This is a genomic window from Marinobacter sp., assembly GCF_041984545.1.
In the GTDB taxonomy this organism is placed as follows: Bacteria; Pseudomonadota; Gammaproteobacteria; order Pseudomonadales; family Oleiphilaceae; genus Marinobacter.
In genome coordinates, this window is the sequence record NZ_JBHIXV010000031.1 from 24,386 (window position 1) to 49,824 (window position 25,439).

Consider the following 25,439-nt stretch of genomic DNA (forward strand, 5'->3'; position numbering starts at 1 on the left):
AAAAGACCCCCAGCCCCCTCGCTGCCGGCCAACCAGCAGGCTACGAGGAACAGCAAACTCCGAACTAGAGAACCATGGCCGCAACCCACCCAAAGGCGAGCAGCGGCAGGTTGTAGTGCAGGAACGTCGGCACCACCGTATCCCAGATGTGGTTGTGCTGGCCGTCGGCGTTCAGGCCGGCGGTGGGGCCCAGGGTGGAGTCGGAGGCCGGGGAGCCGGCATCGCCCAGGGCGCCGGCGGTGCCCACCAGGGCTACGATGGCCAGGGGACTGAAACCCAGTTGCAGGGCCAGGGGCACATACAGGGCGGCGATGATCGGGATGGTGGAGAACGAGGAGCCGATACCCATGGTAATCAGCAGGCCGACCACCAGCATCAGCAGGGCCGCCATGGCCTTGTTCTCTCCGATGGCTGCCACCGAACTGTCCACCAGACTGGCGATCTCGCCGGTTTCCCGCATAACTTCGGCAAAGCCCGAGGCGGCGATCATGATGAAGCCGATCATGGCGAGCATCTTCATGCCTTCGGTAAACAGGTCGTCGGCCTCTTTCCAGCGCACCACGCCGGAGAGGTTGAACAGCACGAAACCGGCCAGCGCGCCCAGAATCATGGAGCCCAGCCAGAGCTGCACCACGAACGCGGTCACGATGGCGACCAGCGCCATCACCAGGGTGCGTGGGCTGTAGCGGGCGTCCACCCGCTCCGCTTTGGTGATGGTCTCCAGGTTATAGCTTCGACCGTTCCGGTAGCTGAAGAACACCGCAATCAGTAACCCGCACAGCATGCCCAGCGCCGGCAGGGCCATGGCTTTCATGACGTTCAGGCCGGCGGCATCGACGCCGTTGGCGCCGACCTTGGCCAGCAGGATTTCGTTCAGGTAGATACCGCCAAAACCCACGGGCAGGAACATGTACGGGGTAATCAGCCCGAAGGTCAGTACGCAGGCCACCAGGCGGCGATCCATGTTCAGTCTGGCCATCACGTACAGCAACGGTGGCACCACCAGGGGAATGAAAGCAATGTGGATCGGCAGGACGTTCTGGGACGAGATGGCGGTGGCCAGCAGCAGGCCGATGATCATAAAACGCACGCCTTTGCCGGCGCTGCCCTCGTCCTGGCGGCCCACCAGGGCCAGGGCCTTGTCGGCGAGGGCGTGGGCCAGGCCGGACTTGCCGATGGCCACGGCGAAGGCGCCGAGAGTCGCGTAGGACAGAGCGACGGTGGCTCCGCCGCCCAGACCGTTATTGAAGGCTTCGATGGTGGCTTCCAGGGACAGCCCGGCAATCAGACCGCCGGAAACGGCACCAATGATCAGGGCAACAACTACGTGGATGCGGCACAGGCTCAGGGCGAGCATGATCGCGACCGCGGCGACAACGGCATTCATGGCAAAACTCCGGGTAGGAATTGAGGACGATCCGGCCCCTTTTGGGGACCTTCATCATGAAAAGCGCGGTAATGTGCCGGAAACGACTGCGGTAGTCAAAGCGGTTGTGTAACGGTCAGTCCTGGTCGAGGCGGGCGAAGCGGGGCACCTGCTCACCGGCCACCTCCACGGTTTCCCGGAACATGGTGAGCGGCCGCACCCAGAGGCTGTAATCGCCGTACAGGCACCGGTACACCACCATCTGCTCCTCGGTTTCGCTGTGCCGGGCGATGCCAAGCACCTCGTAATCCTTGCCCTTGTAATGTCGGTAGCGGCCGGGGCGGATGTCATTCTTGCGTTCTGTCATTCGGGGCCTCGAGGGGTTCGGGTTATGCTGGCGCTGCAGTATGGAGGACGTGCGGCGCGCAACCGTCTACACTGGAAAAAAACCGCAGGGATGCAAACGACTGAGTCAGGGCCTGAAAGTGTAGAACAACCGGACGGGCCCGGAAACCGGAATCGGCTATGATGCGGCAGGTTTTCTGCATCTTTCTTCTGACAGTTTCGCTTGTACTGCCGTTGTCCGGGCCGGCGTGGGCCGAGCCTGTGGCCTTCCAGTGGCTGGAGGCCCCGGCCCGGGAGCTGTCATTGCAGGAGGTGCGGGCGTTGCCGCCGACGGCCTGGCAGACAACCAGCGCCAATGAGATCTTCAATCGCGGTTTCAGCGACGGCAGCTTCTGGCTGAAGGTCGAGGTGCCGCCGGAACCGGTCAACCGGGTGCTTGAGGTCGGCTACCCCCTGCTGGACGAAGTATCGGTGTACTGGGTGCTCAACGGGGAGGTGGTCGAGCGCCACCAGACCGGTGATACCCTGCCCTTCGAAAGCCGACCCATCTACCACCGCAATTTTGTGTTCCTGGTGCCCTCAAACACCGAGCCGACCACGGCGTTTCTCCGGGTGAGTACTCTGGGCGCGGTCCAGATTCCGGTGGAGATCACGCCGTCGGCGCAGTTCCTGGCCAACGAACAACTCTCTTACGGCTGGCAAACGGTGTTCCTCGGCATCATCCTGGCGATGGCGCTGTACAACCTGTTCCTGTTCGTGATCGTGCGGCATTCCACCTACCTCTGGTACGTGCTGTTCGTGGTTGCCACCGGGTTGGTGCAGCTCAATTTCCATGGCCTGCTGTTCCAGTGGCTCTGGCCCAACCTGCCTTCCCTGAACCAGTCTTTCACGGTGCCGGCGATCAGCGCGGCGCTGTTCTTTGCCATCAATTTCACCCTTCGGTTCCTGAACGTGCGCCTGTACAGCACGCCGAGCTACCGTTTCATTCAGGTGGCCTGGTTTATCGCCATTGTCTGCTTCGTCTACGGCCTGTTCGGCCCCTATCAATCGGGCATCGTGCTGGTCAGCGTGTTCGCCGCCGTGATGACACTGGCCGCCTGGCTGATCGGGGTGGTGGTCTGGCGGAACGGTCAGGTGCTTGGCGGCTTCTATGTGCTCGCCTGGACGCCTCTGCTCATCGGCCATCTGATTCTGGCGGTCAGCAAGCTCGGAGTGATGCCCCGCAGTTTTCTCACCGAATTCGTGCCCCAGGTAGGTGTGGCACTGGAGGTGATTCTGCTGTCCTTTGCCATGGCCTACCGGATCAACCTGGAACGTCGACGGCGCCAGGAAGCCCAGGAGCAGGCCCTGGTGATCCAGCAGCAGGCCAACCAGACCCTGGAGATGCGGGTGCAGGAGCGTACCGAGGAACTGGAACGGGCCAACGACCAGCTCAGGGCCATTAGTCTGACCGATGGTCTGACCCACGTGGCCAACCGTCGCCGGTTTGACCAGAAGCTGGACGACGAGTGGAAGCGGGCCCTGCGACAGGGCCACCCGTTGAGTCTGCTCCTGATCGACATCGACCATTTCAAGCGGGTCAACGATGACTACGGCCATCTGGTGGGCGATGACTGCCTGACAGAGGTGGCCAGCCTGTGCGCCGAAGAAGTGCAGCGGTCCGGGGATCTGCTGGCCCGATACGGCGGCGAGGAATTCAGCATCCTGCTGCCGGCTACACCCGAGGATGGCGCCGTTCGCGTGGCGGAGCGGGTGCGGCTGGCGGTGGCCCGGTCTCCGGTTTATTCCGGAGAGCACATGGCGCCGGTCCACCTGACCATCAGCGTCGGGGTAGCGACGCTCATTCCCACCGCGGATCTCGAGCCCCAAGAGCTGATTCGTCAGGCGGATGAGGCCCTGTATGCTGCCAAGGCGGCGGGCCGCAACCGCGTGATGGTGGCGCGGGGCTTTCGGGCGGCGGTGGCGCCTAGTTCTTGAGCTTGTAGCGGCCCGGGCCGAGGAAAATGACCGCCACCGCCGTGAACAGGAAGAAGCCCTGAAGCTCCAGTGCCCAGCCCCCGTTGCCGCCGAGGCTCAGCAGTTGGTGGGCGTGTACCAGGGCAATGGCAAACAGCATGTTGAAGACGATGATCAGGGCACCAATGCGGGTCTGGTAGCCGAGAATGACCATCAGCGGCGCCAGCACTTCGCCGACGTAAACGCCATAGGCCAGCACCGTTGGCAGGCCATGGCTGGCCAGTTCACCCTCGATAAAGCCGATGCCGTTGAGCAGTTTGGCAATGCCGTGAAACAGCATGAGGCCACCCAGGGTCAGGCGGATGATCAGTTTTCCAACGTCAGCGTTTTCGAGCAAGGTCCGGTCTCCGTGTCAGGTGTTAAAGGTTGCGGATGTCAGGATACAGGGGAACCAGGCGCTTGATCATCCGGTTCTGGGCGCCCGTGGGCACGTTGTTTTCCTCCATGGCCAAGATCAGGTTCTCCGCCAGGGCATTGAACTGGGTATCGGTGATGGCCATGTCCGCGTGCAGTTCCCGCATTTCGCGGCCGGTGTAGGTGCAGGGGCCGCCGCTAAGCTCACATAGCTGGTCGGTCAGGTTGCGGTGGAACTGGGCCACATTCATGCCTTTAAACTGATGGTTGATACGGTCGTCTTCCACAATCCGGTACAGCAGATCCTCGACAATCCGGGCAATACCCTGGCGTTCCCCCAGCTGCTGGTAGAGGGTGGGTTCGGGTGTGCCCTGCAGGGCCTGACAGCCGGCGAGCACCAGAGCTGCCGCCAGTACGGTGAATCGGCTCATGATCAGAAACTCCCCTGCAGAGACAGGTAAAACCCTTGCTGGTCCTCAAGGGTGGCCACGTCACCCAGGTTCACCAGCGCCGCGGTCACGGCCAGGCGCCGGTCTGGCACCCAGGCCACAAACACATCCCACCAGTCGTCTTCGGCCGCAAAACCCAGGTTGTCGGGTTTTTGCCGGTATTCCCCGCCCACCAGCCACTGGCGGTTGAGAAACAGCCCCACGCTGCCTTCCAGCATCCACTCGTAGCTGTTGTTGCGATCACCACCAAACCCCAGCAGACCGCCCTGATTGGCGCGAGTGCCACGGGTGGTCAGGTTGACCAGCAGGTTGCGGTTCAGCACCGCGGCGAAGAACAGCTTGCTGCCGCCGAAGTAGACATCGGTGCCGCTGTCGTCCCGGGCGCCGATGGCCGAGGGTACCGTGAAGTCACGCTGGCGCTTGTGCTGGATGCCCGCAGACCACTGCCCCCACGGGCTATAAAGAACATCTCCGAACAGCCTCACCTTGGCCCCGAAAATATCCTGGTTCAGTTCGTCCTGTTCCAGCCCGAAGCCGTTCTTGAGGGTGAACACCAGGCTGTCCAGATCCAGGGTCTGGCGGGCCACCGTTACCTCAATCCGGTTGTTCCAGTTCAGGCCGGCCCCGGTGACCGACAGGCTGTAATCATCCACCTCGGCCCGGCTGAGGGTAAGCGTGCCGCCCCACTCCCGGTCGCTGGCGTAACTGCCCAGCAGGGCCCAGGGCACCAGGCCGCCACCGGCGGCGCCCTCGATGGTTGTGACACCGCCGGTGGCCCAGATCCGGCTGCCTATGTCGGCAAAGGCCGAAGGAGCCACCCAAAGCGCCAGCGTTAGCACGACGAGGGGTCGGATCATCATCAGGTGTACTCCCGTTTTGTTTCGCTCAATTCTGGTTCACGTTCGGCCAGCTTTCTGACGGTCTCCGGCAGATCGGCTGCTGCTACGGGCCGACTCAGGTAAAAGCCCTGTCCGAGGTTACAGCCCCAACGCTGCAGGAGCTGCCACGTATTATGGTTTTCAATGCCTTCCGCCACCACTTTCAGCCCCAGACCATGGGCCATCTCGATGGTGGAACGGACAATCAGCTGGTCCTGGGGTTCGGAATCCAGCTTCAGCACGAACGACTTGTCGATTTTCAGCTCCTGCACGGGCAGTGTGCGTAACTGTGACAGCGAGGAATAACCGGTACCAAAATCGTCCACCGACAGGGTCACTCCCAGATCCCGGAGCCGCCTGAGTGTTGCCAGTGCTTCTTCCGGGTCTTCCATCAGCGCGCTTTCGGTCACTTCCAGGGTGATCCGATCCAGATCGTGATGCCAGTTGCTGAAGTTATCGGCAATGTGCTGGATCAGCGAGCGCCAGGTCAGGTCCATGGCAGACAGGTTGATGGCAATGCCGGTGTCAATCCCGTCCCGGTGCCACTGGCGGGCGTCGCTGGCCACCCGTTGCAGAATGTGTGCGGTGAGCTCGTGGATCTGGCCGGACTGTTCGGCAAGAAAGATGAACTCTTCCGGCGAGACAAACCCGAGTTCGGGGTGGATCCAGCGCACCAGGGCTTCCACCTGCACCAGCTGGCCGGTGCGGCTGTCCAGCTTGGGCTGGTAGTTCATGTGCAAACCGTTGGTCAGGATGGCGGCATGCAGGTCGGTAATCAGTTTCAGCTCCCGGAGGTGACTCTCGTCGCGACCGGGCTGGTAACGGGTGAAAGGTTCCGGATGCGCCTCCGCCTGCTCGAAGGTGAGGTTGAGCCGGCGGCGCAGGGCATTGGTGTCGGCGGCATCCTCGGGCAACTCCATGGTCACCACCGTGACTCGCAGCGAAAACGGTGTCTGGTCGATCTGGAGCGGCGATTCGATCAGGTCGTGCAGTTCGCTGACCCGCTCATCCCGCTCTTCCGGTGCCATGGGCGGGATCAGGGCAAGAAACTCGCCACCGCCGGTGCGGGCAACGATGTGGGCGTCGGGCAGGGCATCCTGCAGACGCTGTGAGGTCTCCGCCAGCACCTTATCGCCAAATTCAAGGCCCAGGGTGTCGTTGATGTCGGACAGATCGTTCAGGCGAATGCCGACCAGGGTGCAGGCCCCGGCCCGCTCGAATAGGTCCCGCGCCACGTCCATCAGCGCATTGCGGTTGCCCAGACCGGTCACGTCATCGTGGCTTGCGGCATAGCGGATCTGGGCTTCCCTCTCCCGGAGACTTTTCAGCATGTCCCGTAGGGCATTGCGCAGCTGGGTCAGCTCACCGCCGGCCCGGATGGCCGGTGGTTCGGGCGATTCGCCGTTGCCAATGGCGCGGGCGTAGCTGGCCAGCTGCAGTACCGGCTGGCCGAGGGTCCGGGCGATGATCAGCGCCAGCAGAATGGCGAAGACCAGAATGGCGGACACCAGCAAGGCGATTTCGATGGCGCGCTGGTAGTAGCTCTGCAGGGTGGCTTCGCGGCTGATCAGCAGGATGGTCTGTACCGGTGCGGGGTTGCTTTCTGTATTGCCCTCACCATTGCCGCCCCCGAGGTTGATGATGCGGGTAAAATAGCCTGAGCTTTCAATCAGGCTACCGGATCCGGCGGCTCGTGCCAGTTCCCGGGTCAGGGTCTGGTCAATGCTGGTGGTGGCGGCAAACCGCTGGTACTGGCTATTCTGCTGCGAGTGGGCGCGGAAGATCACGGAGGTATCGCTCAGGCGGGCGATCACCTCCGCCAGCGCCTGGTCCATGGCAAAGCCGATGACCAGCCAGGCCCGCAGGCCTGGGGCCTCAACAGGAATCACCAGGACCTCATAGCCCTGCCCGTCGATGGCCCGGATCGAGCGGGCAAATCCGTCCTGGCGGGCCTTTGCCAGTTGGCCTGGTGGAGTTTCGGGCAGGGGGTGGATTCCGGTGGTTGCCAGGGGTACGCCCTCGGTGTCCAGAATCAGGGCAAAGCCGGCGCCGACACGGGCGCTGTGGTTTTCAAGGGCGCTGGCGATGGTGGCCGGATCCCGGCTGGCCACGGCGGAACGGAAACCGAAGTCACGAACCAGCACGCTCAGCCGGGACAGCTCAAGCTCCGTGCGCCGGTCGATCACTTCCCGGGTCAGGCGTTCGCCGATGGCCAACTGGTTCAGTGCCCGGTTTTTCTCATCCTCGAACAGGTACACCATGAGCATGGCGATCACCACCAGGCTCACCAGCGCCACCAGCGTGATCATGGCGGCAATCAGTCGCCCACGGAAGCCAAGCCGGGACACAATCCTCATCAAAGCTCCCGGAAACGTTGCTGGAGCAGATCCAGGGAGCTTTCCGCCGGAGCTTCCGGTATCAGCGACAGGGAAATCGATGCCGGCGCGTCGGTGGTTACCTCGCGGGTGATTGGCCGGGTATTGTCCGGCAGCCTGGGGTGCCAGATCTCAAGCCGGATCCGTCCGGGACTCTCGGAATTCGGCGAGGGTTCCAGGGACAGAGTCACCTGGCCGGCGTCGTTGGTCGTGCCGACCGCGGGGGTGTCGGACACCACGACAAAGCCCTGCATCTGATCGTGAATGTTGCAGCCGAGTTCCACCACTCCGGGCTGGTCGAACACGATGGGAGCCTCTGGCCTGCCTGCGTAAAGCTCGATATTGAAGGTCTTGGCCGGAGAGAACGAATAAACGTGGTGCTGGGTGTTGTCCCGGTTCGGAAAATCCACGCTCGAGCCCACCGGGACCACCAGGACCCGAGGGTGGAATGCCCGGTTCTTCTGGTAGATTTCCGCGTTATCCGGCGTCGGTTTGCTGCGGGTATCGGCGGATACCACCGCGCCGGCTATGGGCTCCCCGGTACCCTCGAGGGTGACCGTTACCGGCAACTCAAGGGCGACGGCGAAAACGGGACACGCCGTCAGAAACAGGATTGCTGGCAATCCAGCGGTTGATACTTTCTTCATGCTATTGGGCACTTCAGGACATTCGAGGGCCGAGGGAAAAGCGGATGTGGTTCCGTTCCAGCAGGTTTTCCCAGTAATGCCGCATCCAGTCCCAGGCGGCGTTGTTGACCTGTTCCACGAAGGGATCGAGGTTCAGCTCGTAATAATCCGGTGTGCCGGCGATCTGCAGCACGGTGACGGTGATGGAATCGTCCAGTTCATTGGCGAAGGGTTCGCCGATCAACTGATGCGCCAGCAGATTGGCCCGAGTCGCTTCCAGGTCGACCAGCTCGCTGGCGCGGGTAAAGCGATTGTTCTCGTGCATCTCTTCCATCAACCGGTGGCAGAGATAGGCCCTGATCAGCAGGCCATCGAGGCCGTCGTATCTTACCAGTAATGCCGAAGGCTGCGTGAAGTAGCGAATGGCCGCCTTGACGAAGGGGGCGAACAGCTCGGCCTTGCCGGCTTCGCGGGCGCAGGCTTCCACACATTCGATCAGGCGCGGTGCCATCTCGATATATTCGACCACGAACTGGAACAGACAGGTGGCGGGCTGGTAGCCCTCAATGGTCACCGACGAGGGCAGCGCGGCAGCCTTTTCATGGAGCTGCCGGAGGAAAGCGCCTGAACGGGCTTCCTTGCGCCGTGCCTGGTCAATGATTTCGAGGACTACCTGTGGTGTCATTTCAGGAGATGCCAATGTCTGAACGAATTGAGGTCGCAAGGCGCCTCCCGTTGCAAGAAACGTTAAACAACGAGTTACCCGGCAGGAGAAGGGGGCTGGCTACCACGTCGCGCCTGCCTTTTCTGACAAGTGTAGCCGAGATTTTCCGGACTGCTTTTCTGACGCAGTGAAAATGCGCAGCTGTAATGTAAGCGACCCCGATCCGTGTCAATCGGTCTGGAACCAGCGCCCGTTTCGGGTGTGTGACCAGCACAGCCAACCCATGCTGGCGGCCCGGGCAAGCATCAGGGCAATCAGCGCGAACCAGAGGCCGTGGTTGCCCCAGGCGGTGGTGAGCCACCAGGTCGGCGCAAACACCCCCAGTGCCGAGAACAACATGGTGTTCTGCATATCCCGGGTGCGGGTGGCGCCGATAAACACGCCGTCCAGAAGGAAGCCCCAGACGGCTGCAAAGGGCAGCAGCCAGAGCCAGGGCAGGAAACGCCAGGCGGTGTTCCGGACTTCCTCGATACCGGTGAGCAACGCGATCAGCCAGTGGCCGCCGGCCACGAACACAACGGTGAGCAGCAGTGCGCCCCAGAGCGACCAGCGCAGGGCGCTTCGGAACACCACCCGGAACCGGCGCCGGCTGCCCCGGCCAATGGCTTCGCCAATCAGTGCCTCGGCGGCGTTGGCAAAACCATCCAGGGCATTGGAGATCAGCAGCAGGAAGGTGATCAGGACGGCATTGGCGGCCAGAATCACGTTGCCCTGGCGGGCGCCCTGGGCGGTAAAGAAGGCCAGCACCAGCAACAGGATAATGGTGCGCACCATAATGTATCGATTCACCCGAAGTATCTTCAGATAGTCGGCCAGGCTGCCGAACAGGGCCCGGGTCAGCCGCTGGCCCTCCGGCATGCGTTGCAGCACGATCAGGAAACCGAGACTGGCGGCGCCGTACTCGGCGATCACCGTGGCAATGGCCACGCCCCGGCTGTTCCAGCCCAGCACCGTGACGAACAGGACATCCAGCACAATGTTGAGCCCGTTGGCGGCGATCAGCATGAGCATGGGGCCGCGGGCGTACTGGGTGCCGATCAGCCAGCCCACCAGTGTGTACTGGCAGAGCACCGCCGGGGCGCTCCAGATGCGGATAGCCGCGTACTCGGCCGCCAGTTCCGTGACGGTTTCGCTCGGGTTCATCAGGGCAAGCCCAATCTCGATCAGCGGCCGGTGGAACAGTATAAGCAGGAGGCCGATCCCCGAGGCCAGCAGGACCGAGCGTAGCAGCAGTGCCACCTGGCCAAACCGGTCCCGTTTGCCCCAGGCCTGGGCAGCCAGGCCCGTGGTACCCATCCGCATGAAACCGAAGGTCCAGTAAAGAATGCTGAACAGGTTGGCGCCCACCGCCACGGCGCCCAGGTACTCCGGGCTCTCCAGGTGGCCGAGCACGGCGGTATCCACCAGTCCCAGCAGGGGGACGGTGAGGTTGGTGAGCATCAGGGGCCAGGCCAGGGCCCAGAGGCGCCGGTCGGTGGCCGGCAGGTTAAAAGTCATATTCGATACAATTATTAAAAATTACTGGTTAGATTTTTTGGATTTAGCCGATTTTTTAGTCTTTTCTTGATCTGTGTCTATACTCAATTTCGATGTATCCGTAAGCAGGCTTCCACCCTGAACGTCCGGTGTATGCGAGCGCCGGTGGTGTCGGGGGGATTACGCAAAATCCGACAAGAATAACACTCTGTGGAGACACAGTATGCGCGTGCACGCTCAGCGGGCGGGTGCCCTCTTAGGCGGTCTGATGTTCCCCGCCTGGTCCATGGCGGACTGGACACTGAACATGACCCCGGGGGTGACCGGCACCAGTAACGAGATATTCAGCCTTCACATGACCATTCTGTGGATCTGCGTCGTGATCGGCGTCGTGGTCTTCGGGGTCATGTTCTGGTCCATTTTTGCGCACCGGAAATCCCAGGGCGCGAAACCGGCCAACTTCCATGAGAACACACTGGTGGAAGTGCTCTGGACCATCATACCCTTCGCCATCCTGGTTGTTATGGCCATTCCCGCCACCGCCACCCTGGTTGACATGTACGATACGACCGAATCGGACGTGGACATCAAGGTCACCGGTTATCAGTGGAAATGGCAGTACGAGTATATCAACGAGGACTTCGGTTACTTCTCCAACCTGGCCACGCCCCGTGCCCAGATCGAGAACCGTCAGGCCAAGGGGGATAACTATCTGCTTGAGGTGGACAATCCCCTGGTTATCCCCGTGGGCAAGAAGGTGCGCTTCCTGCTGACCGCAAACGACGTGATCCATTCCTGGTGGGTGCCGGACTTCGGCGTGAAGAAAGACGCCATTCCGGGCTTCATCAATGAAACCTGGACGCGGGTCGACAAACCCGGCATCTATCGTGGCCAGTGTACCGAGCTCTGCGGCAAGGACCACGGGTTCATGCCGGTTGTGGTGGAAGCAGTGCCTGAAGAGGAATACAACGCCTGGGTGGCGGAAAAGAAGGAAGCCGCCGAGCGTGAGCGCCAGCTGACCCAGAAAGACTGGACCATGGCCGAGTTGATGGAGCGTGGCGAGAAAGCCTACCAGACGGCCTGTGCCGCCTGTCACCAGGCTGACGGTAGCGGTGCCCCGCCCGCATTCCCGGCGCTCAAGGGCAGCCCGATCGCCACCGAGGATATGGCCGCGCACATCGACATTGTTGTCAACGGCAAGGCGGGCACGGCCATGCAGGCCTTCGGTAACCAGCTCAGCGAAGTGGACCTGGCCGCGGTGATTACCTACGAGCGGAACGCCTGGGGTAACAACACCGGTGAAATGGTCACGCCGAAAGAAATCTTTGATTACAAGAACCAACAGTAATCGTCGCCAGATAACAGATATCACCAGCCACAAGAAATGGCGGTAACGGGGGTTTTCATGAGTGCGGTTGCAGATACCCACGCCCAGGATCATCATCACGGCCCGGCCAAAGGCTTCAGTCGCTGGCTGCTGACCACCAACCACAAAGATATCGGGACAATGTACCTGATATTCAGTTTCGCCATGTTCCTGCTCGGGGGAACCATGGCCATGGTTATCCGGGCTGAACTGTTCCAGCCCGGGCTGCAGATTGTGCAGCCGGAATTCTTCAACCAGATGACCACCATGCACGGTTTGATCATGGTGTTTGGCGCGGTCATGCCGGCCTTTGTCGGGCTGGCCAACTGGATGCTGCCACTGATGATCGGTGCGCCGGACATGGCCCTGCCCCGGATGAATAACTGGAGTTTCTGGCTGCTGCCCTGCGCTTTCCTGATTCTGGTATCCACCCTGTTCATGGAGGGCGGCGCGCCCAACTTCGGCTGGACTTTCTATGCGCCGCTGTCGACCACCTACGGGCCGCCGAGCACGACGTTCTTTATCTTCGCGGTGCACATCATGGGGATCTCGTCGATCATGGGCGCCATCAACGTGATCGCCACCATCCTGAACCTGCGGGCGCCGGGCATGACCCTGATGAAAATGCCGCTGTTCGTCTGGACCTGGCTGATCACCGCGTTCCTGCTCATCGCGGTGATGCCGGTACTGGCGGGCGTGGTCACCATGATGCTGATGGACATTAACTTCGGTACCAGTTTCTTTGACGCCTCCGGCGGCGGTGATCCGGTGCTGTTCCAGCACGTGTTCTGGTTCTTCGGGCATCCCGAGGTGTACATCATGATCCTGCCCGCGTTCGGGGCGGTGTCGCACATCATTCCGGCGTTCTCCCGCAAGCCCCTGTTCGGCTATGCCTCCATGGTGTATGCGGTGGGCGCTATCGCCCTGCTGTCGTTCGTGGTCTGGGCACACCATATGTTCACGGTCGGCATTCCCATTGTGGGCCAGCTGTTCTTCATGTACGCCACCATGCTGATTGCCGTGCCCACCGGGGTGAAGGTATTCAACTGGGTGGCCACCATGTTCCGGGGCTCCCTCAGCTTTGAGGCGCCCATGCTGTTCGCGGTGGCCTTTGTCATCCTGTTCACCATCGGCGGTTTCTCGGGTCTGATGCTGGCCATCGCCCCGGCGGACTTCCAGTACCACGACACCTACTTCGTGGTGGCGCATTTCCACTACGTGCTGGTGCCGGGCGCCATCTTCGGGATCTTTGCCTCCGCTTACTTCTGGCTGCCCAAGTGGACCGGGCACATGTACGACGAGACCCTGGCCAAGACCCACTTCTGGCTGTCGTTCATCGGCATGAACCTGGCGTTCTTCCCGATGCACTTCCTGGGACTGGCCGGCATGCCGCGACGGATTCCGGACTACGCGCTGCAGTTTGCCGACTTCAACATGGTGTCGAGCATTGGAGCCTTCATGTTCGGCGCCACCCAGCTGCTGTTCCTGCTGATCGTGGTCAAGTGCATCCGGGGTGGCAAGAAAGCACCCGCCAAGCCGTGGGACGGCGCGGAAGGTCTGGAATGGACGGTGCCGTCACCGGCTCCATACCACACCTTTGCCACGCCTCCGGAAGTGAAGTAAGCAGAGGGCCGCGCCATGGCAGACCGGCAAGTGCAGTCAGGCCGCAGCAACACCCGGGTGGTGGGCTGGTGTCTGGCCGGAGTCGTTGGCATGTTTGCCTTCGGATTTGCCATGGTGCCCCTGTATGACGTGTTCTGCGAAATCACAGGCATTAACGGCAAGACCGCCGGGCGTTACGAGGTGACGGAGGTGGCGGAGGCCGACCAGAGCCGCACGGTGACGGTGCAGTTTCTCGCCTCCAACGGCCCTGGCATGAGCTGGACTTTCCGGCCGGTGGTTCGTTCTGTGGAGGTGCACCCGGGCGAACCCACCACGGTTAACTTCTATGCCGAGAATCCGACCACCGAAGCCATGGTCGGTCAGGCGGTTCCGAGCCTGTCCCCTTCCGAGGGCACGCTGTACTTTCACAAGACCGAGTGTTTCTGCTTCAACCAGCAGCCCCTGGGCGCCGGAGAGAGCACCGAAATGCCGCTGATCTTCATTGTCGACAAGGACCTGCCGGCTCACATTACCAAGCTCACGCTGTCGTATACGCTGTACGATCAAGGCAAGCAGCCGGCCGTAACAACGAATTCCCGGAAAGCCACAACAACAACCGATAACGGATAAGCCATTGGAGACTGTCATGGCGGAAAACCAGACCTATTACGTTCCGGAACAGAGTAAATGGCCCATCATTGCCACCGTTGGCCTGGGCGTCACCCTCTACGGGGTGGCCGCGATCATGGTCAACGGCAAGCAGGGGGAAAGTACCACCGGCGCCTGGATCATGTTCTTCATTGGCGCACTGATCATGGCGTACATGCTGTTTGGCTGGTTCGGGAACGTCATTGAGGAAAGCCGCAAGGGCTTGTACAGCCCGCAGATGGACCGCTCCTTCCGCTGGGGCATGAGCTGGTTCATCTTCTCCGAGGTCATGTTCTTCGCGGCCTTCTTTGGTGCGCTGTTCTACGTGCGGGTGTTTGCGGTGCCCTGGCTGGGCGGCGAGGGTGATCGGGGAACCTCCAACATGCTATGGGAGGGCTTCCAGTCCTCGTGGCCACTGGTCAACAACCCCAATCCCGAGCTCTATCCCGGTCCCAAGGAAGTTATCGGGCCCTGGGGGCTGCCGCTGATCAACACCATCCTGCTGGTGACCTCGTCGTTCACCGTGACGGTCGCCCACCATGCCCTCAAGGCCGGCAACCGGGCCAAAACCAAGCTGTGGCTGACACTGACCATCGCGCTGGCTCTGGTGTTTGTCTTTGTGCAGGGCTACGAGTACATGCACGCTTATCAGGATCTCGATCTGACGCTGCAGTCCGGGATCTACGGCAGTACCTTCTTCATGCTGACCGGGTTTCACGGTGCCCACGTGATTCTGGGCTCGCTGATGTTGTTCATCATGCTGATGCGGCTGAACAAGGGTCACTTTACCGCCGATAACCACTTCGGATTCGAGGCGGCGGCCTGGTACTGGCACTTCGTGGACGTGGTCTGGCTTGGCCTGTTCGTGTTCGTCTACATTCTTTGAGCGAGGGTGATCAGGGTGTCGGATTGAGCGTCAGGGCACCCTGCCATAACGAAATCAGAATCACTGCCAGGAGAACTATGCTGAGGGTGACCCTTAATGCCAGGGAATTCAGAACCCGATTGGTTTTACCGCCATCCCTGATCAGAAAGAACAGACCACTGAAAAGGCTCACCAGAACGGCCAGCAGCAAAATTACGATTACGGCCTTAAGCATGGGACTTCCTGTTGTTGGTTTTGCGAATGTACGATCCGGTAACGCCTGCGGACTCGCTGAGGTCACTATAGCAGAGCATGGGTGATTCGCAGCGCACTGCCCGCCGGTGGCATCTCGATTGGCGGTTGCTTGTCTTCAGTGGCGTGTTTCTGCCAGTGCTCCTGAGTCTTGGTGTCTGGCAATTGAATCGGGCGGAAGAGAAGCAGACCCTGCTGGACCGTTGGCAGCAGGAGGCCGAAACGTTGCCCTGGCCGCAGATGGCTGAGCAGGGTTTGACCCCTGGCCGCCCGGTGACACTGACGGGGCGCTATGGTCACCGAACCTGGTTGCTGGATAACCGTACCCGGGATGGCGTGCCGGGCTACGAGGTACTCACCGGGTTTTATCCGCTGGAGGGCCCGCCGGTGGTCGTAAACCGGGGCTGGGTCCCGGCGCCCCGTACCCGGGACCGGCTGCCTGAGGTGGACGCGCCGGACGGCGTCTACAGTCTGCAGGGGCGGGTTGGTGAGTACCCGGTGCCGCCGGTGCTGGCTGAGCCCGCCGAGCCGGTCGAGCGCTGGCCAAGACGGGTCCAGAGCCTCCCGGAGGCAACCGCTCGAGCGGAAATTCCGGGTCTGCCGGGCGGCATTCTCCGCCTGTCGGGGCAGCGTCAGCCGGGCGCCTTCCGGGCAGACTGGGAGCCGGACATGATGGGGCCGCAAACCCATTACGGCTATGCCACCCAATGGTTTGCGCTGGCCGTGGCCCTGACTATATTGACAGTAGTGGCGAGTTACCGAAGAAGCGAGTTACCGAAAGACAGGAGCCAATAATGACAATGACAATGGCTGACCGGATGTCCAACGAGGAACACAGCGAAGGCCCTACCCCGGAACAGGTGCGGCGCGGTCGCCGGACAGCCTTTTTGCTGTTCGCTCTGGGTTTTGGCCCGATGATCGTGGCCACCCTCATGTTCTATACCGGCTGGTTGAACCCTGCGGGGCACACCAACAACGGCGTGCTGATCCAGCCGCCGGTGCCGGTTGCCCAACTGAATCTTCAAACCACCAACGGCAAGCCCCTGGCGGAACGTTTCGGCCCTGAGCATCCGGATGCCCAGTGGCTGATGCTGGTGTCCGCGGGTGCCTGCGGCAGCAGCTGTGAAGAACTGCTCTACCTTGCCCGCCAGGTCAACATCGCCCTTGGCAAGAACGCCAATCGCGTCAGCCGCGCGGCGACGCTGGCCAGTATTCCCTCGGATCTCCAGGCCCGCTGGCCCGAAGAATACAGCTCCATGGAGCGCCTGGTGCCCGCCTCGGGTCGGACACCCGCCTGGCCGGAGGGCATCAACCCGGCACAGACGCCCCGGATTCTGCTGGTGGACCCCTTCGGCAACGTGATGATGCACTACGGGCCGGAGCACACGGGCAAGGAGATGCTTGAGGATCTCAAGCACCTGCTCAAACTGTCTCAGATCGGGTAGTGGCCAGCGCGGAGTGTCAGTCTTGAATCAATCCCTGTTTGCTTCCTCTGGCCCAACGGATCCTTCCCCGGCGCACTCTGACGCGGCCAGGGTCATGACCAGATGGGCGACGCTGGCGGTGTTGCTGGCGGTTGTCGTCATCATGCTCGGTGCCTGGACCCGGCTGGTCCATGCCGGTCTGGGTTGTCCGGACTGGCCTGGCTGCTACGGGTTTCTGACCGTACCCCAGAGCGAAACCCACATCGCCATTGCCAACGCCCGTTTCCCGGATACTCCGGTGGACGTTGAAAAGGGCTGGCCGGAAATGATCCATCGATACGCCGCTGGCACCCTGGGCCTGGTGGTGTTCGGTCTGGCGGCCTACGCCATTCGGCATCGGCGCGAAGGTGTACCGGTAAAACTGCCGCTGTTCATTGCCGGTTTCATTGTCCTGCAAGGGGCGTTCGGCATGTGGACGGTCACTCTGAAACTCTGGCCCCAGGTCGTAGCCATGCACCTGCTTGGTGGCTTTACGACCCTCAGCCTGCTGACCCTGCTCACCCTGCGATTGCGCCGCAGGGCCCGGGCCGGCACCGGTGCCGAACCGCCCGCCACCACGTCACTCACGGGCTTTCGACCATGGCTCTATGGTGGTCTGCTGCTGGTCATTCTGCAGATTGCGCTCGGCGCCTGGACAGCGGCCAACTATGCCGCCGTCGCCTGCACTGACCTGCCCACCTGCCAGGGCCAATGGTGGCCGGAGGGCATGGATTTCCGGCATGGTTTTGATGTCACCCAGCACGTGGGCCCGAACTATCTGGGTGGCCAGCTGACGGCGGATGGCCGGGTGGCGATTCACGTAACCCACCGGATAGGCGCCATGGTGGTGCTGGTGTACTGGGCCACGTTACTGGCGCTGATGTGGCGCCGGCGCGGTGATTCCGGTCTCGGGCCCGCCATCGGCCTGGCGGCGGTGGTCCTCGTCGCCCAGATCGTGCTTGGCCTGGCCAACGTGATCTTCCATATTCCCCTGTCCATCGCGGTTGCCCACAACGCGATGGGAGCGGGGCTGCTTCTGGCCATCATTCATCTTGTCTGGCGCCACCAGCTGCTGCCCCACACCAGGAACGCCACTGCACCCAATACTACAACTATGAACCAGGAGGTCCCGGCATGAGCGAGCAAGTGGAAGTACTGCCGACCCAGGCAATTGCGAGCGATTCCCGAACATCCATTTCCTGGCGTGATTATCTGGAGCTGACCAAGCCCCGGGTGGTTGCGCTGATGATTCTTACCTCGGTGATCGGCATGTTGCTGGCGGCCCCCGGCGTGCCGGGCTGGGGCGTTCTGGTGTGGGGCAATCTGGGCATTGCCCTGTTGGCCGGTGCGGCGGCCGTGGTGAATCACGTGGTGGACCAGAAGATCGATACGGTTATGGCCCGCACCCGTAAGCGCCCGGTTGCCACGGGCAAGATTGCGCCGGTGGATGCCATTGTCTTCGCAACCCTGCTGGCATGCGTGGGCATGGCGGTCCTCATGTGGCAGGTGAACCATCTGACCGCCTGGCTTACCCTGGCGTCTCTGGTGGGCTACGCCGGCGTCTACACCCTGTTCCTGAAACGGGCCACGCCCCAGAACATCACCATCGGCGGTCTTGCGGGGGCCATGCCGCCGCTGCTCGGCTGGACAGCGGTGACCGGCCAGGTGGAAGGCCACGCGTTGCTGCTGGTGCTGATTATCTTCGCCTGGACGCCCCCCCATTTCTGGGCCCTGGCCATCCATCGCAAGGAAGAGTACGCCAAGGCCGGTATTCCCATGCTGCCGGTCACCCATGGCAACAAGTTCACAGAGCTGCATATCCTGCTCTATACCCTGATGCTGCTGGCCGTCAGCCTGCTGCCGTTTGTCACCGGCATGTCAGGTGGCATTTACCTGGTGGGCGCCCTGGCCCTGGGACTGCGTTTCCTGCAGTACGCGGTGCGTCTGCTGAAGGGCGACGACCGGCGGGTGGCCCTGAATACCTTCAAGTATTCCATCACTTACCTCATGGCCCTGTTTGTGGTATTGCTTGTGGATCATTTTGTATTTTTCTGAACCTACGACTCTGGCTGAGCGGCCGGGGAGGGCAATCCGAAACCGTGCGGAGCCATGGATGGCGGAGCCGAGCGTACATGGATGTATTCACAGCGTGTTTCGGATTGCCCTCCCCGGCCGCTTCCCCAGGGATGAATCGGACTTTACATGAAAACCTCCAGCTCTATTCGCCTTACGCTGTTCTGCCTTTTATTGGTTGTTGTTCTGATCTTCGGGCTGGTGGTCGGCCGGCAGGTTTTTCTGGTGGGCAACCAGGAGCCGATTCCGGCGCCGGACCTGCGGGATTTCAATACCTATGTGTATGACGACCCCAGGCCACTCACCGAATTCACCCTGACCAACGAAGCCGGCGAGACCGTCACAAGGGAGAGTCTGAAGGGCCGCTGGACCTTTGCCTTCGTGGGTTATACCAACTGCCCGGATATCTGCCCGGCGGCCATGGCCAATCTGCGCCAGACTGACCAGCTGCTGTCCAGCGAATTGCCCCAGCCGGAGTACCTTCTGGTCAGTGCCGACCCGGAGCACGATACCCCTGAAAAGCTTGACGCCTACACGGGGTTCTTTGGCGAGAATTTCCATGGACTGACCGGCGACCTGGATACCCTCCGGGCCCTCGCCAAGAGCCTGAGTGCCGTCTTCGTTCATCGGGAAGTGAACGGGGAACTGATGGTGGACCACAGTGGCCATTTTGCGCTGCTGAACCCGGATGGCGAGCTTGCCGCGGTGATGCAGCCGCCTCATAATCCGCACAACCTGGCCGAGGCCTTCAAGCGGATCTACCAGTGGGCGAAGGCCAATCGTGACCGGGTGAGCTCCTGACGCAGTCGTAACCCGGAATCCGATGCTTCCCATTGATGCCATTCTCCCGGAACTGAAAGCCGTTCTGGAACAGACCCGGACCGCCCTTCTGCAGGCGCCACCTGGCGCCGGCAAAACCACCCGTGTGCCCCTCGCCCTGCTCGACGCGCCCTGGCGTGGACGCGGAAAAATCCTGATGCTCGAACCGCGCCGGCTGGCCGCACGCTCTGCGGCCCGGTACATGGCCGCACAGCTTGGCGAGAAGCCCGGCCAAACCGTGGGTTACCGCACCCGCCTGGATACCCGAGTGTCCGCTGCCACCCGCATCGAGGTGGTGACCGAGGGCATTCTGACCCGGCTGATACAGACCGATCCGATGCTGGAGGACTACGCCGCGGTTATCTTCGACGAGTTCCATGAACGCTCTCTCCAGGCCGATCTGGGTCTGGCCCTGGTGCGGGAATCCCAGCAGGCGCTGCGGGAGGATCTGCGGTTGCTGGTGATGTCCGCGACGCTGGACGCCGGGCCCATCGCCCGGGTGCTCGGGGATGTCCCGGTGATTACCAGCGAGGGTCGGGCGTTCCCCGTAGAGGTCTGTTATCGGCCGCTGCCGCGCAACGCCTGGCTGGTGGATCAGGTGGTATCGGTGATTCAGGAGGCGCTGCGTGACCAGGACGGTTCCCTGCTGGTGTTCCTGCCCGGCGCCGGTGAAATCCGCCGGGTCGAACAGCAGCTGCGAGGCGCGCTGGGCGACCGGGTGCTGGTCGCGCCGCTCTACGGCAACCTGAGAACAGAACAACAGGACCAGGCCATAACCCCGGCACCGGAGGGCCAGCGCAAGGTGGTGCTGGCCACCGCCATTGCTGAAACCAGTCTCACTATCGAGGGGATCCGGGTGGTGATTGACGCAGGCCAGCAGCGGCGGGCGGTGTTCGATCCCAACAGCGGCATGACCCGACTGGTGACCGGTCGGCTGTCGAAAGCCTCGGCCGAACAGCGCAAGGGTCGGGCCGGTCGGGTGGAGCCGGGCGTTTGTTACCGCCTGTGGAGCGAATCGGAACACTACGGGCTGGCGGACTACACGCCCCCGGAAATCCTGGAGGCGGATCTGGCGCCACTGGTGCTGGAGCTGGCCCAGTGGGGCGCCCGAGATCCCGCCGATCTGTCCTGGATTGACCCGCCACCACCGGCCCACTGGCGCCAGGCGGTGGCGTTGCTGCAGTGGCTCGACATGCTGGATGTAGACGGTGCGATTACCGCTCACGGCAAGGCCGCCAGGAACCTTGGCAGCCACCCCCGCCTGGCGCACATGGTACTGACCGGACGCGCGCTCGGGCTGGGCGGCCCGGCGGCTGCCTTGGCCGCGCTTCTGGAAGATCGTGATCTGCTGGGCCCGGGTGCCGGGGCAGATATGCACGAGCGGATCCGGGTGTTTTACGGGGAGCGACGGGACGGCATGGTGGATGCGGCGCGCATCAAGGCGGTTCGCAAGGCGGCGGACAGGCTTGGCGAGTCGCCAACGGAGGGCGACCCGGTGCCCCCGGAAACGGAGGTTGGCCGGCTGCTGGCGCTGGCCTACCCCGACCGGGTTGCCCGGCGTCGCCCCGGCAACGCGCCGAGATACCAGCTCAGTAATGGCAGGGGCGCTGCCCTGCGGGCCGATGACCCACTGGCCCGGCACGACTGGCTGGTAGCGCCCGAGCTGGATGGCCGGGCCCGGGAGGCCACCATCTATCTGGCGGCGCCGGTGGAGATGCCGGTGCTGGAGCAGGATCTTGCCGGCCACATCCGCGAAACCGAGGAGGCGATCTGGGACGACGACAAAGGCACGGTGATTGCCCGGCGAGTGCGGAAACTCGGCGAACTTGTCCTGGCCGAAAAGCGGCTGAGCAATGTCGCCCCCGAGCTGGTGCAACGTGGATTGATGGCGGCCGTGCGGAAAAAGGGCCTGGCCAGCCTGCCCTGGAACGAGGAGAGCCGCCAGTGGCGGGCCCGTGTCCGGTTGCTTGCGGCTACCTTCCCGGAGGAAGGCTGGCCCGATACCAGCGACGATACGCTGCTGGCAACTCTGGAACAGTGGCTGGGGCCTTTTCTCCCTGGGATGAACCGCTGGTCCGATCTGGCTGGCCTGGACCTGATGGCCGCCCTGACCAGCCTGCTCGAATACCCCGATCAGCAACGGCTGCCGTCCCTGGCGCCCACCCACCTTACCATTCCCACCGGCCAGCGGGTGCGCCTGGACTACACCGCTGAAAACGGTCCGGTATTGCCGGCCAAACTCCAGGCCCTCTTTGGCTGGACAGAGACCCCCACCGTGGCCGCCGGCCGGGTTCCGGTAGTGCTGCACCTGCTGTCGCCGGCCCAGCGCCCGCTGGCGGTCACCGCCGATCTGGCCAGTTTCTGGCGCAACGTCTATCCCGAGGTACGCAAGGACATGCGCGGCCGATACCCGAAGCACCCCTGGCCCGAGGATCCGTTCACGGCCGAGGCCCAGCAGGGCACGAAGAAACGCCCTGCTCGCTGATTCGGCGGCTCACAAGGCCCCGTGGTGTCAATTCGAAATAGACGTTGCGGGGCGTTATCCAGCGCCCCGAAGGCGCCCGGAGTTCATCCCCTGACATCTCCTCGAGAATCACATTTGCCGGATTGGCGTCGCTGTTCCGGAAACTGTCGGCCAGCACCCAGAAGGGCGTGCCCGAGGCGCGGGCCGCCAGGGCCAGCAGGTGGGTGCCACTTTTATTGATGAACCAGCCGTCGGTAAACCAGGTGTCGCATCCGGTGACCACCACATCCGCCTGCCCAACAAACAGGGCCATCTGGGCGTCGGTAATCAGGGTGACCGGTACTGACAACCCGTCCAGGGTTCTGGCCAGGGTATGGCCCTCGAAACCGGGACTGCTCTGGGTACAGATCACACTGAAACGCTTCTTGTCTTTGGCCAGGCTTCGGAACAGGGCCAGAACCGCGGAACTGGCGCTGTGAGTCATGATCACCGGCGTGTCCGGCAGCTCCTGTCGGGCGTGGCGGGCCATGGCCGAGGTGGCATCTCTCAGCTGGGCCCGGATCTCGAGTATGGCCTCACGTGCGGCGTGCGGCTCTGCCGATCCTCGCTGTTCGATCCTGGCCAGGGCGTTGCCAATCACGATCATGCTGGGGCGGGCTTGTCGCAGCTCGGACAGGAGTGTCCGAAGGGTTCCGGCATCCGGCTGTTCATGGTCCAGGTAAGCCAATACCTGATCGAGCGTTTTTCGCGCCAGTTCGGTGGCGCCTGATTGAAGGTCTTCCCGCAGTTCCGCGACGATGGACTGTGCCCGCGCATTGAGTTGCTGCATGTCGCCAGTACTCTCCCGGGTTTGGGGTTGGGTTTGGTGCCTGATTCAAGGGTAGCCCGGATTCAGGCATGACACCCGGGGTTTGTGCTTATGCCCGCAGGGTACAAATAGCGCTTGCCAGTATCCCGGTCCTGTATAAAATACGCGCAATTTCACTCCCGAGTGCGCGCTACCGATGCACCTTGTTTCCTTTGATATTTTCCGGACCCTGGGCTTTCCCAACACCACGGTGCTCAAGCCGGACCAGTTTCTGTGCCACAAGGAACTCCTGCGGGAGGCCGACTGGGTGCTTTTCCCGGAGTACTGGCAGCTCAACGCCCTGGTGCACGGTCTGAAATGCCGGGTGTTCCCCAGCGTTGCCAGTTATCGCATTGGCCATGACAAGGTCGAGATGACCCGGGCATTCCAGGCGGTGGCGCCGGAGCACACCCCCTGGACGCTGATCGAAGCCAACGGCCCGGTGGAGCGGGAGATGATCTGGGACATCCTGCCGCATCCGTTTGTGGCCAAACTGCCACGGGCCAGCATGGGCGAAGGCGTGTGGCTGATTGAAACCCGCGAGGACTGGCGCCGATACTGCGAGCGTACCGACGTACTCTACGCCCAGGAATACCTGCCGCTGGATCGCGACGCCCGAATTGTCGTGGTGGGTGACCGCGTGGTGACTGCCTACTGGCGCATGCAGGCCGATCAGGGCTTTTACAACAATGTGGCCCGTGGCGGTCGCATCGACACCAGTCCGGTGCCGGCTATCATGACCGACCTGGCATTGCGCCTTGCCCGGGAGCTGGAAGTCGACCACGCCGGTTTCGATATTGCCCTGGTGGAGGGCTACCCCTACGTACTGGAATTCAACCGTCTGTTTGGTAACCAGGGGCTGGGCCATGGCTCGGACCTCCAGGACGCCATCCTCGGTTATCTTCGTGCGAAAACCGCGCCGGAAGACCCGGACGGGCCGGTGGAGCCAACCCCGCTCTGGCCGGTGGCGGTCTGACCAATTATCGTCTAGTTTTTCCATAGCTGCCGGCCAATCTTCGGGCGGGACCTTATGGGTAGATATGCTCATAGGCGGTCCCCGATAAATGCCCGATGATCGCGCCAACTCACGGGTGCCGCAGCGCTGCTGGGGCACCTCTTTTTTTGTCCGTATACCCTGTGGAGGGCCACACCACCCATGACCGAAGCCGCCAACGCCAACATTGCCGACTACTACGATGCCGAGACGTTCAAGCGCATCAAGGACTTTGCCGACGGCAAGGAAACCCCGTTCGTTGTCATCGATACCGGCACCATTGACCGTCAGTACGAGGAACTGGTGGAGGGTTTTCCCTACGCCAAGGTTTACTACGCGGTAAAAGCCAACCCGGCGCCGCAGATCCTGACCATGTTGCGTGACAAAGGCGCCTGCTTCGATATTGCCTCGGTATACGAACTGGACAAGGTGATGTCTCTGGGTGTGACCGGCGATCGGATCAGCTACGGCAACACCATCAAGAAGGCGCGGGACATTCGCACTTTCTACGAGAAGGGTGTGCGGCTGTTCGCCACCGATTCGGAAGCCGACCTGCGCAACATCGCCAAGGCGGCTCCGGGTTCAAAGGTGTACGTGCGCATCCTCACGGAAGGCACCCTGACCGCCGACTGGCCGCTGTCCCGGAAGTTCGGCTGCCAGACCGACATGGCCATGGACCTGCTGATCCTGGCCCGTGATCTGGGCCTGGAGCCCTACGGCGTGTCCTTCCACGTGGGCTCCCAGCAGCGCGAAATCGGTGCCTGGGATGCAGCTCTGAACAAGGTGAAGGTCATTTTCGAGCGCCTGAAGGAAGAAGACGGTATCGAGCTGAAGATGATCAACATGGGTGGTGGCTTCCCGGCCAACTACATTACCCGCACCAACGAGCTCAAGGTATACGCCGAGGAGATTGCCCGCTTCCTGCACGAGGATTTTGGCGCCGATCTGCCGGAGATCATCATTGAGCCGGGTCGGTCGCTGATTTCCAATGCCGGCGTTCTGGTGAGCGAGGTGGTGCTGATTTCCCGGAAATCCCGCACCGCGCTGCACCGCTGGGTGTTCACCGATGTGGGCAAGTTTTCCGGTCTGATCGAGACGCTGGATGAAGCCATCAAGTTTCCGATCTGGACCGAGAAGGTGGGCGAAGGCGAGGACTGCGTGATTGCCGGGCCGACCTGTGACAGTGCCGATATCATGTACGAGCACCACAAGTACCCGCTGCCTTTGAATCTGGCCATCGGGGACCGGATGTACTGGCTGTCTACGGGGGCTTATACCACGACTTATAGCGCCATCGAGTTTAATGGGTTTCCTCCGTTGAAGGATTACTACATCTGACTTTGGTCTAGCTCGGAGTCTGGCCGCGGGGCGGGGAGTCTTTTCCTCTGGGAAAAACAACTCGCTTCGCTCAGACAACATTTTCCCGGCGGAAAAGAC

General features: G+C 62.1%; 24 protein-coding genes. 13 read left to right on the forward strand and 11 right to left on the reverse strand.

Annotated features, from left to right (window positions below):
* Nucleotides 1-64 precede the first annotated feature (64 nt).
* Nucleotides 65-1,387 (reverse strand): Na+/H+ antiporter family protein, encoded by a 1,323-nt coding sequence (locus tag ACFC20_RS13885; RefSeq protein WP_375193537.1) that lies wholly within the window; start codon nucleotides 1,385-1,387, stop codon nucleotides 65-67.
* Between the two features lie 115 nt (nucleotides 1,388-1,502).
* On the reverse strand, nucleotides 1,503-1,733 hold the full coding sequence (locus ACFC20_RS13890) for a DUF1653 domain-containing protein (protein WP_375193538.1): 231 nt from the start codon (nucleotides 1,731-1,733) through the stop codon (nucleotides 1,503-1,505).
* A gap of 158 nt (nucleotides 1,734-1,891) precedes the next feature.
* On the opposite strand from ACFC20_RS13890, the gene ACFC20_RS13895 reads away from it, so the two are divergent.
* Nucleotides 1,892-3,688 carry a diguanylate cyclase gene (locus ACFC20_RS13895; RefSeq protein WP_375193539.1) on the forward strand — a complete coding sequence of 599 codons (1,797 nt, stop codon included), beginning with the start codon at nucleotides 1,892-1,894 and terminating at the stop codon, nucleotides 3,686-3,688.
* Here the strand turns inward: ACFC20_RS13895 and ACFC20_RS13900 are convergent.
* The 7 genes from ACFC20_RS13900 to ACFC20_RS13930 all read right to left on the reverse strand — a co-directional run bounded on the left by ACFC20_RS13900 (nucleotide 3,678) and on the right by ACFC20_RS13930 (nucleotide 10,630).
* Nucleotides 3,678-4,064, reverse strand: a complete 387-nt coding sequence (locus ACFC20_RS13900; RefSeq protein WP_091989380.1) for a DoxX family protein — start codon at nucleotides 4,062-4,064, stop codon at nucleotides 3,678-3,680. The genes ACFC20_RS13895 and ACFC20_RS13900 overlap by 11 nt on opposite strands.
* A gap of 22 nt (nucleotides 4,065-4,086) precedes the next feature.
* A complete protein-coding gene (locus tag ACFC20_RS13905) occupies nucleotides 4,087-4,512 on the reverse strand; it encodes a group 1 truncated hemoglobin (protein WP_375193540.1) in 426 nt (141 codons plus the stop codon).
* Between the two features lie 2 nt (nucleotides 4,513-4,514).
* Nucleotides 4,515-5,387 (reverse strand): DUF3034 family protein, encoded by an 873-nt coding sequence (locus ACFC20_RS13910; protein WP_375193555.1) that lies wholly within the window; start codon nucleotides 5,385-5,387, stop codon nucleotides 4,515-4,517.
* A 2-nt stretch (nucleotides 5,388-5,389) separates the two neighbouring features.
* The gene (locus ACFC20_RS13915) at nucleotides 5,390-7,765 is read right to left on the reverse strand and encodes a putative bifunctional diguanylate cyclase/phosphodiesterase (protein WP_375193541.1); all 2,376 of its coding nucleotides are present in this window, start codon (nucleotides 7,763-7,765) and stop codon (nucleotides 5,390-5,392) included.
* Nucleotides 7,765-8,430, reverse strand: coding sequence for a methylamine utilization protein (locus tag ACFC20_RS13920; protein ID WP_375193542.1), 666 nt, complete (start codon nucleotides 8,428-8,430; stop codon nucleotides 7,765-7,767). The genes ACFC20_RS13915 and ACFC20_RS13920 overlap by 1 nt, the downstream gene beginning before the upstream one ends.
* A 13-nt stretch (nucleotides 8,431-8,443) precedes the next feature.
* The gene (locus ACFC20_RS13925) at nucleotides 8,444-9,094 is read right to left on the reverse strand and encodes a hypothetical protein (protein WP_375193543.1); all 651 of its coding nucleotides are present in this window, start codon (nucleotides 9,092-9,094) and stop codon (nucleotides 8,444-8,446) included.
* A gap of 207 nt (nucleotides 9,095-9,301) precedes the next feature.
* On the reverse strand, nucleotides 9,302-10,630 hold the full coding sequence (locus tag ACFC20_RS13930) for an MATE family efflux transporter (protein WP_375193544.1): 1,329 nt from the start codon (nucleotides 10,628-10,630) through the stop codon (nucleotides 9,302-9,304).
* Nucleotides 10,631-10,832: 202 nt separating this feature from the next.
* On the opposite strand from ACFC20_RS13930, the gene coxB reads away from it, so the two are divergent.
* The 4 genes from coxB to ACFC20_RS13950 are packed head-to-tail and all read left to right on the forward strand — an operon-like array spanning nucleotide 10,833 to nucleotide 15,111.
* Nucleotides 10,833-11,957 carry a cytochrome c oxidase subunit II gene (gene coxB, locus ACFC20_RS13935; RefSeq protein ID WP_375193545.1) on the forward strand — a complete coding sequence of 375 codons (1,125 nt, stop codon included), beginning with the start codon at nucleotides 10,833-10,835 and terminating at the stop codon, nucleotides 11,955-11,957.
* 57 nt (nucleotides 11,958-12,014) lie between these two features.
* Nucleotides 12,015-13,598 carry a cytochrome c oxidase subunit I gene (gene ctaD, locus ACFC20_RS13940; RefSeq protein ID WP_091991005.1) on the forward strand — a complete coding sequence of 528 codons (1,584 nt, stop codon included), beginning with the start codon at nucleotides 12,015-12,017 and terminating at the stop codon, nucleotides 13,596-13,598.
* A 15-nt stretch (nucleotides 13,599-13,613) separates the two neighbouring features.
* Nucleotides 13,614-14,207, forward strand: coding sequence for a cytochrome c oxidase assembly protein (locus ACFC20_RS13945; RefSeq protein WP_091989401.1), 594 nt, complete (start codon nucleotides 13,614-13,616; stop codon nucleotides 14,205-14,207).
* Between the two features lie 16 nt (nucleotides 14,208-14,223).
* A complete protein-coding gene (locus ACFC20_RS13950) occupies nucleotides 14,224-15,111 on the forward strand; it encodes a cytochrome c oxidase subunit 3 (protein ID WP_091989404.1) in 888 nt (295 codons plus the stop codon).
* 10 nt (nucleotides 15,112-15,121) lie between these two features.
* Here the strand turns inward: ACFC20_RS13950 and ACFC20_RS13955 are convergent, their stop codons facing one another.
* The gene (locus ACFC20_RS13955) at nucleotides 15,122-15,325 is read right to left on the reverse strand and encodes a twin transmembrane helix small protein (RefSeq protein ID WP_375193546.1); all 204 of its coding nucleotides are present in this window, start codon (nucleotides 15,323-15,325) and stop codon (nucleotides 15,122-15,124) included.
* 77 nt (nucleotides 15,326-15,402) lie between these two features.
* Here ACFC20_RS13955 and ACFC20_RS13960 point away from each other — a divergent pair, with 77 nt between their 5' ends.
* The 6 genes from ACFC20_RS13960 to hrpB all read left to right on the forward strand — a co-directional run bounded on the left by ACFC20_RS13960 (nucleotide 15,403) and on the right by hrpB (nucleotide 22,182).
* Nucleotides 15,403-16,137 carry an SURF1 family protein gene (locus ACFC20_RS13960; RefSeq protein ID WP_375193547.1) on the forward strand — a complete coding sequence of 245 codons (735 nt, stop codon included), beginning with the start codon at nucleotides 15,403-15,405 and terminating at the stop codon, nucleotides 16,135-16,137.
* Nucleotides 16,137-16,787 (forward strand): hypothetical protein, encoded by a 651-nt coding sequence (locus tag ACFC20_RS13965; protein WP_375193548.1) that lies wholly within the window; start codon nucleotides 16,137-16,139, stop codon nucleotides 16,785-16,787. The genes ACFC20_RS13960 and ACFC20_RS13965 overlap by 1 nt, the downstream gene beginning before the upstream one ends.
* Nucleotides 16,788-16,881: 94 nt before the next feature.
* Nucleotides 16,882-17,943 carry a heme A synthase gene (locus tag ACFC20_RS13970; protein ID WP_375193549.1) on the forward strand — a complete coding sequence of 354 codons (1,062 nt, stop codon included), beginning with the start codon at nucleotides 16,882-16,884 and terminating at the stop codon, nucleotides 17,941-17,943.
* Nucleotides 17,940-18,860 (forward strand): heme o synthase, encoded by a 921-nt coding sequence (cyoE, locus tag ACFC20_RS13975; RefSeq protein ID WP_375193550.1) that lies wholly within the window; start codon nucleotides 17,940-17,942, stop codon nucleotides 18,858-18,860. The genes ACFC20_RS13970 and cyoE overlap by 4 nt, the downstream gene beginning before the upstream one ends.
* A gap of 147 nt (nucleotides 18,861-19,007) precedes the next feature.
* Nucleotides 19,008-19,679 carry an SCO family protein gene (locus tag ACFC20_RS13980; RefSeq protein WP_375193551.1) on the forward strand — a complete coding sequence of 224 codons (672 nt, stop codon included), beginning with the start codon at nucleotides 19,008-19,010 and terminating at the stop codon, nucleotides 19,677-19,679.
* A gap of 22 nt (nucleotides 19,680-19,701) precedes the next feature.
* Complete coding sequence (gene hrpB / locus ACFC20_RS13985) at nucleotides 19,702-22,182, forward strand: ATP-dependent helicase HrpB (RefSeq protein WP_375193552.1); 2,481 nt, start codon at nucleotides 19,702-19,704, stop codon at nucleotides 22,180-22,182.
* Here the strand turns inward: hrpB and ACFC20_RS13990 are convergent.
* Entirely contained in the window at nucleotides 22,136-22,990 is an 855-nt protein-coding gene (locus tag ACFC20_RS13990) for a translation initiation factor eIF-2B (protein ID WP_375193553.1), read from the reverse strand. The genes hrpB and ACFC20_RS13990 overlap by 47 nt on opposite strands.
* A gap of 175 nt (nucleotides 22,991-23,165) precedes the next feature.
* On the opposite strand from ACFC20_RS13990, the gene ACFC20_RS13995 reads away from it, so the two are divergent.
* Entirely contained in the window at nucleotides 23,166-23,984 is an 819-nt protein-coding gene (locus ACFC20_RS13995) for a RimK family alpha-L-glutamate ligase (protein ID WP_375193554.1), read from the forward strand.
* 180 nt (nucleotides 23,985-24,164) lie between these two features.
* A complete protein-coding gene (locus tag ACFC20_RS14000) occupies nucleotides 24,165-25,340 on the forward strand; it encodes a type III PLP-dependent enzyme (RefSeq protein ID WP_091989428.1) in 1,176 nt (391 codons plus the stop codon).
* Nucleotides 25,341-25,439 lie beyond the last annotated feature (99 nt).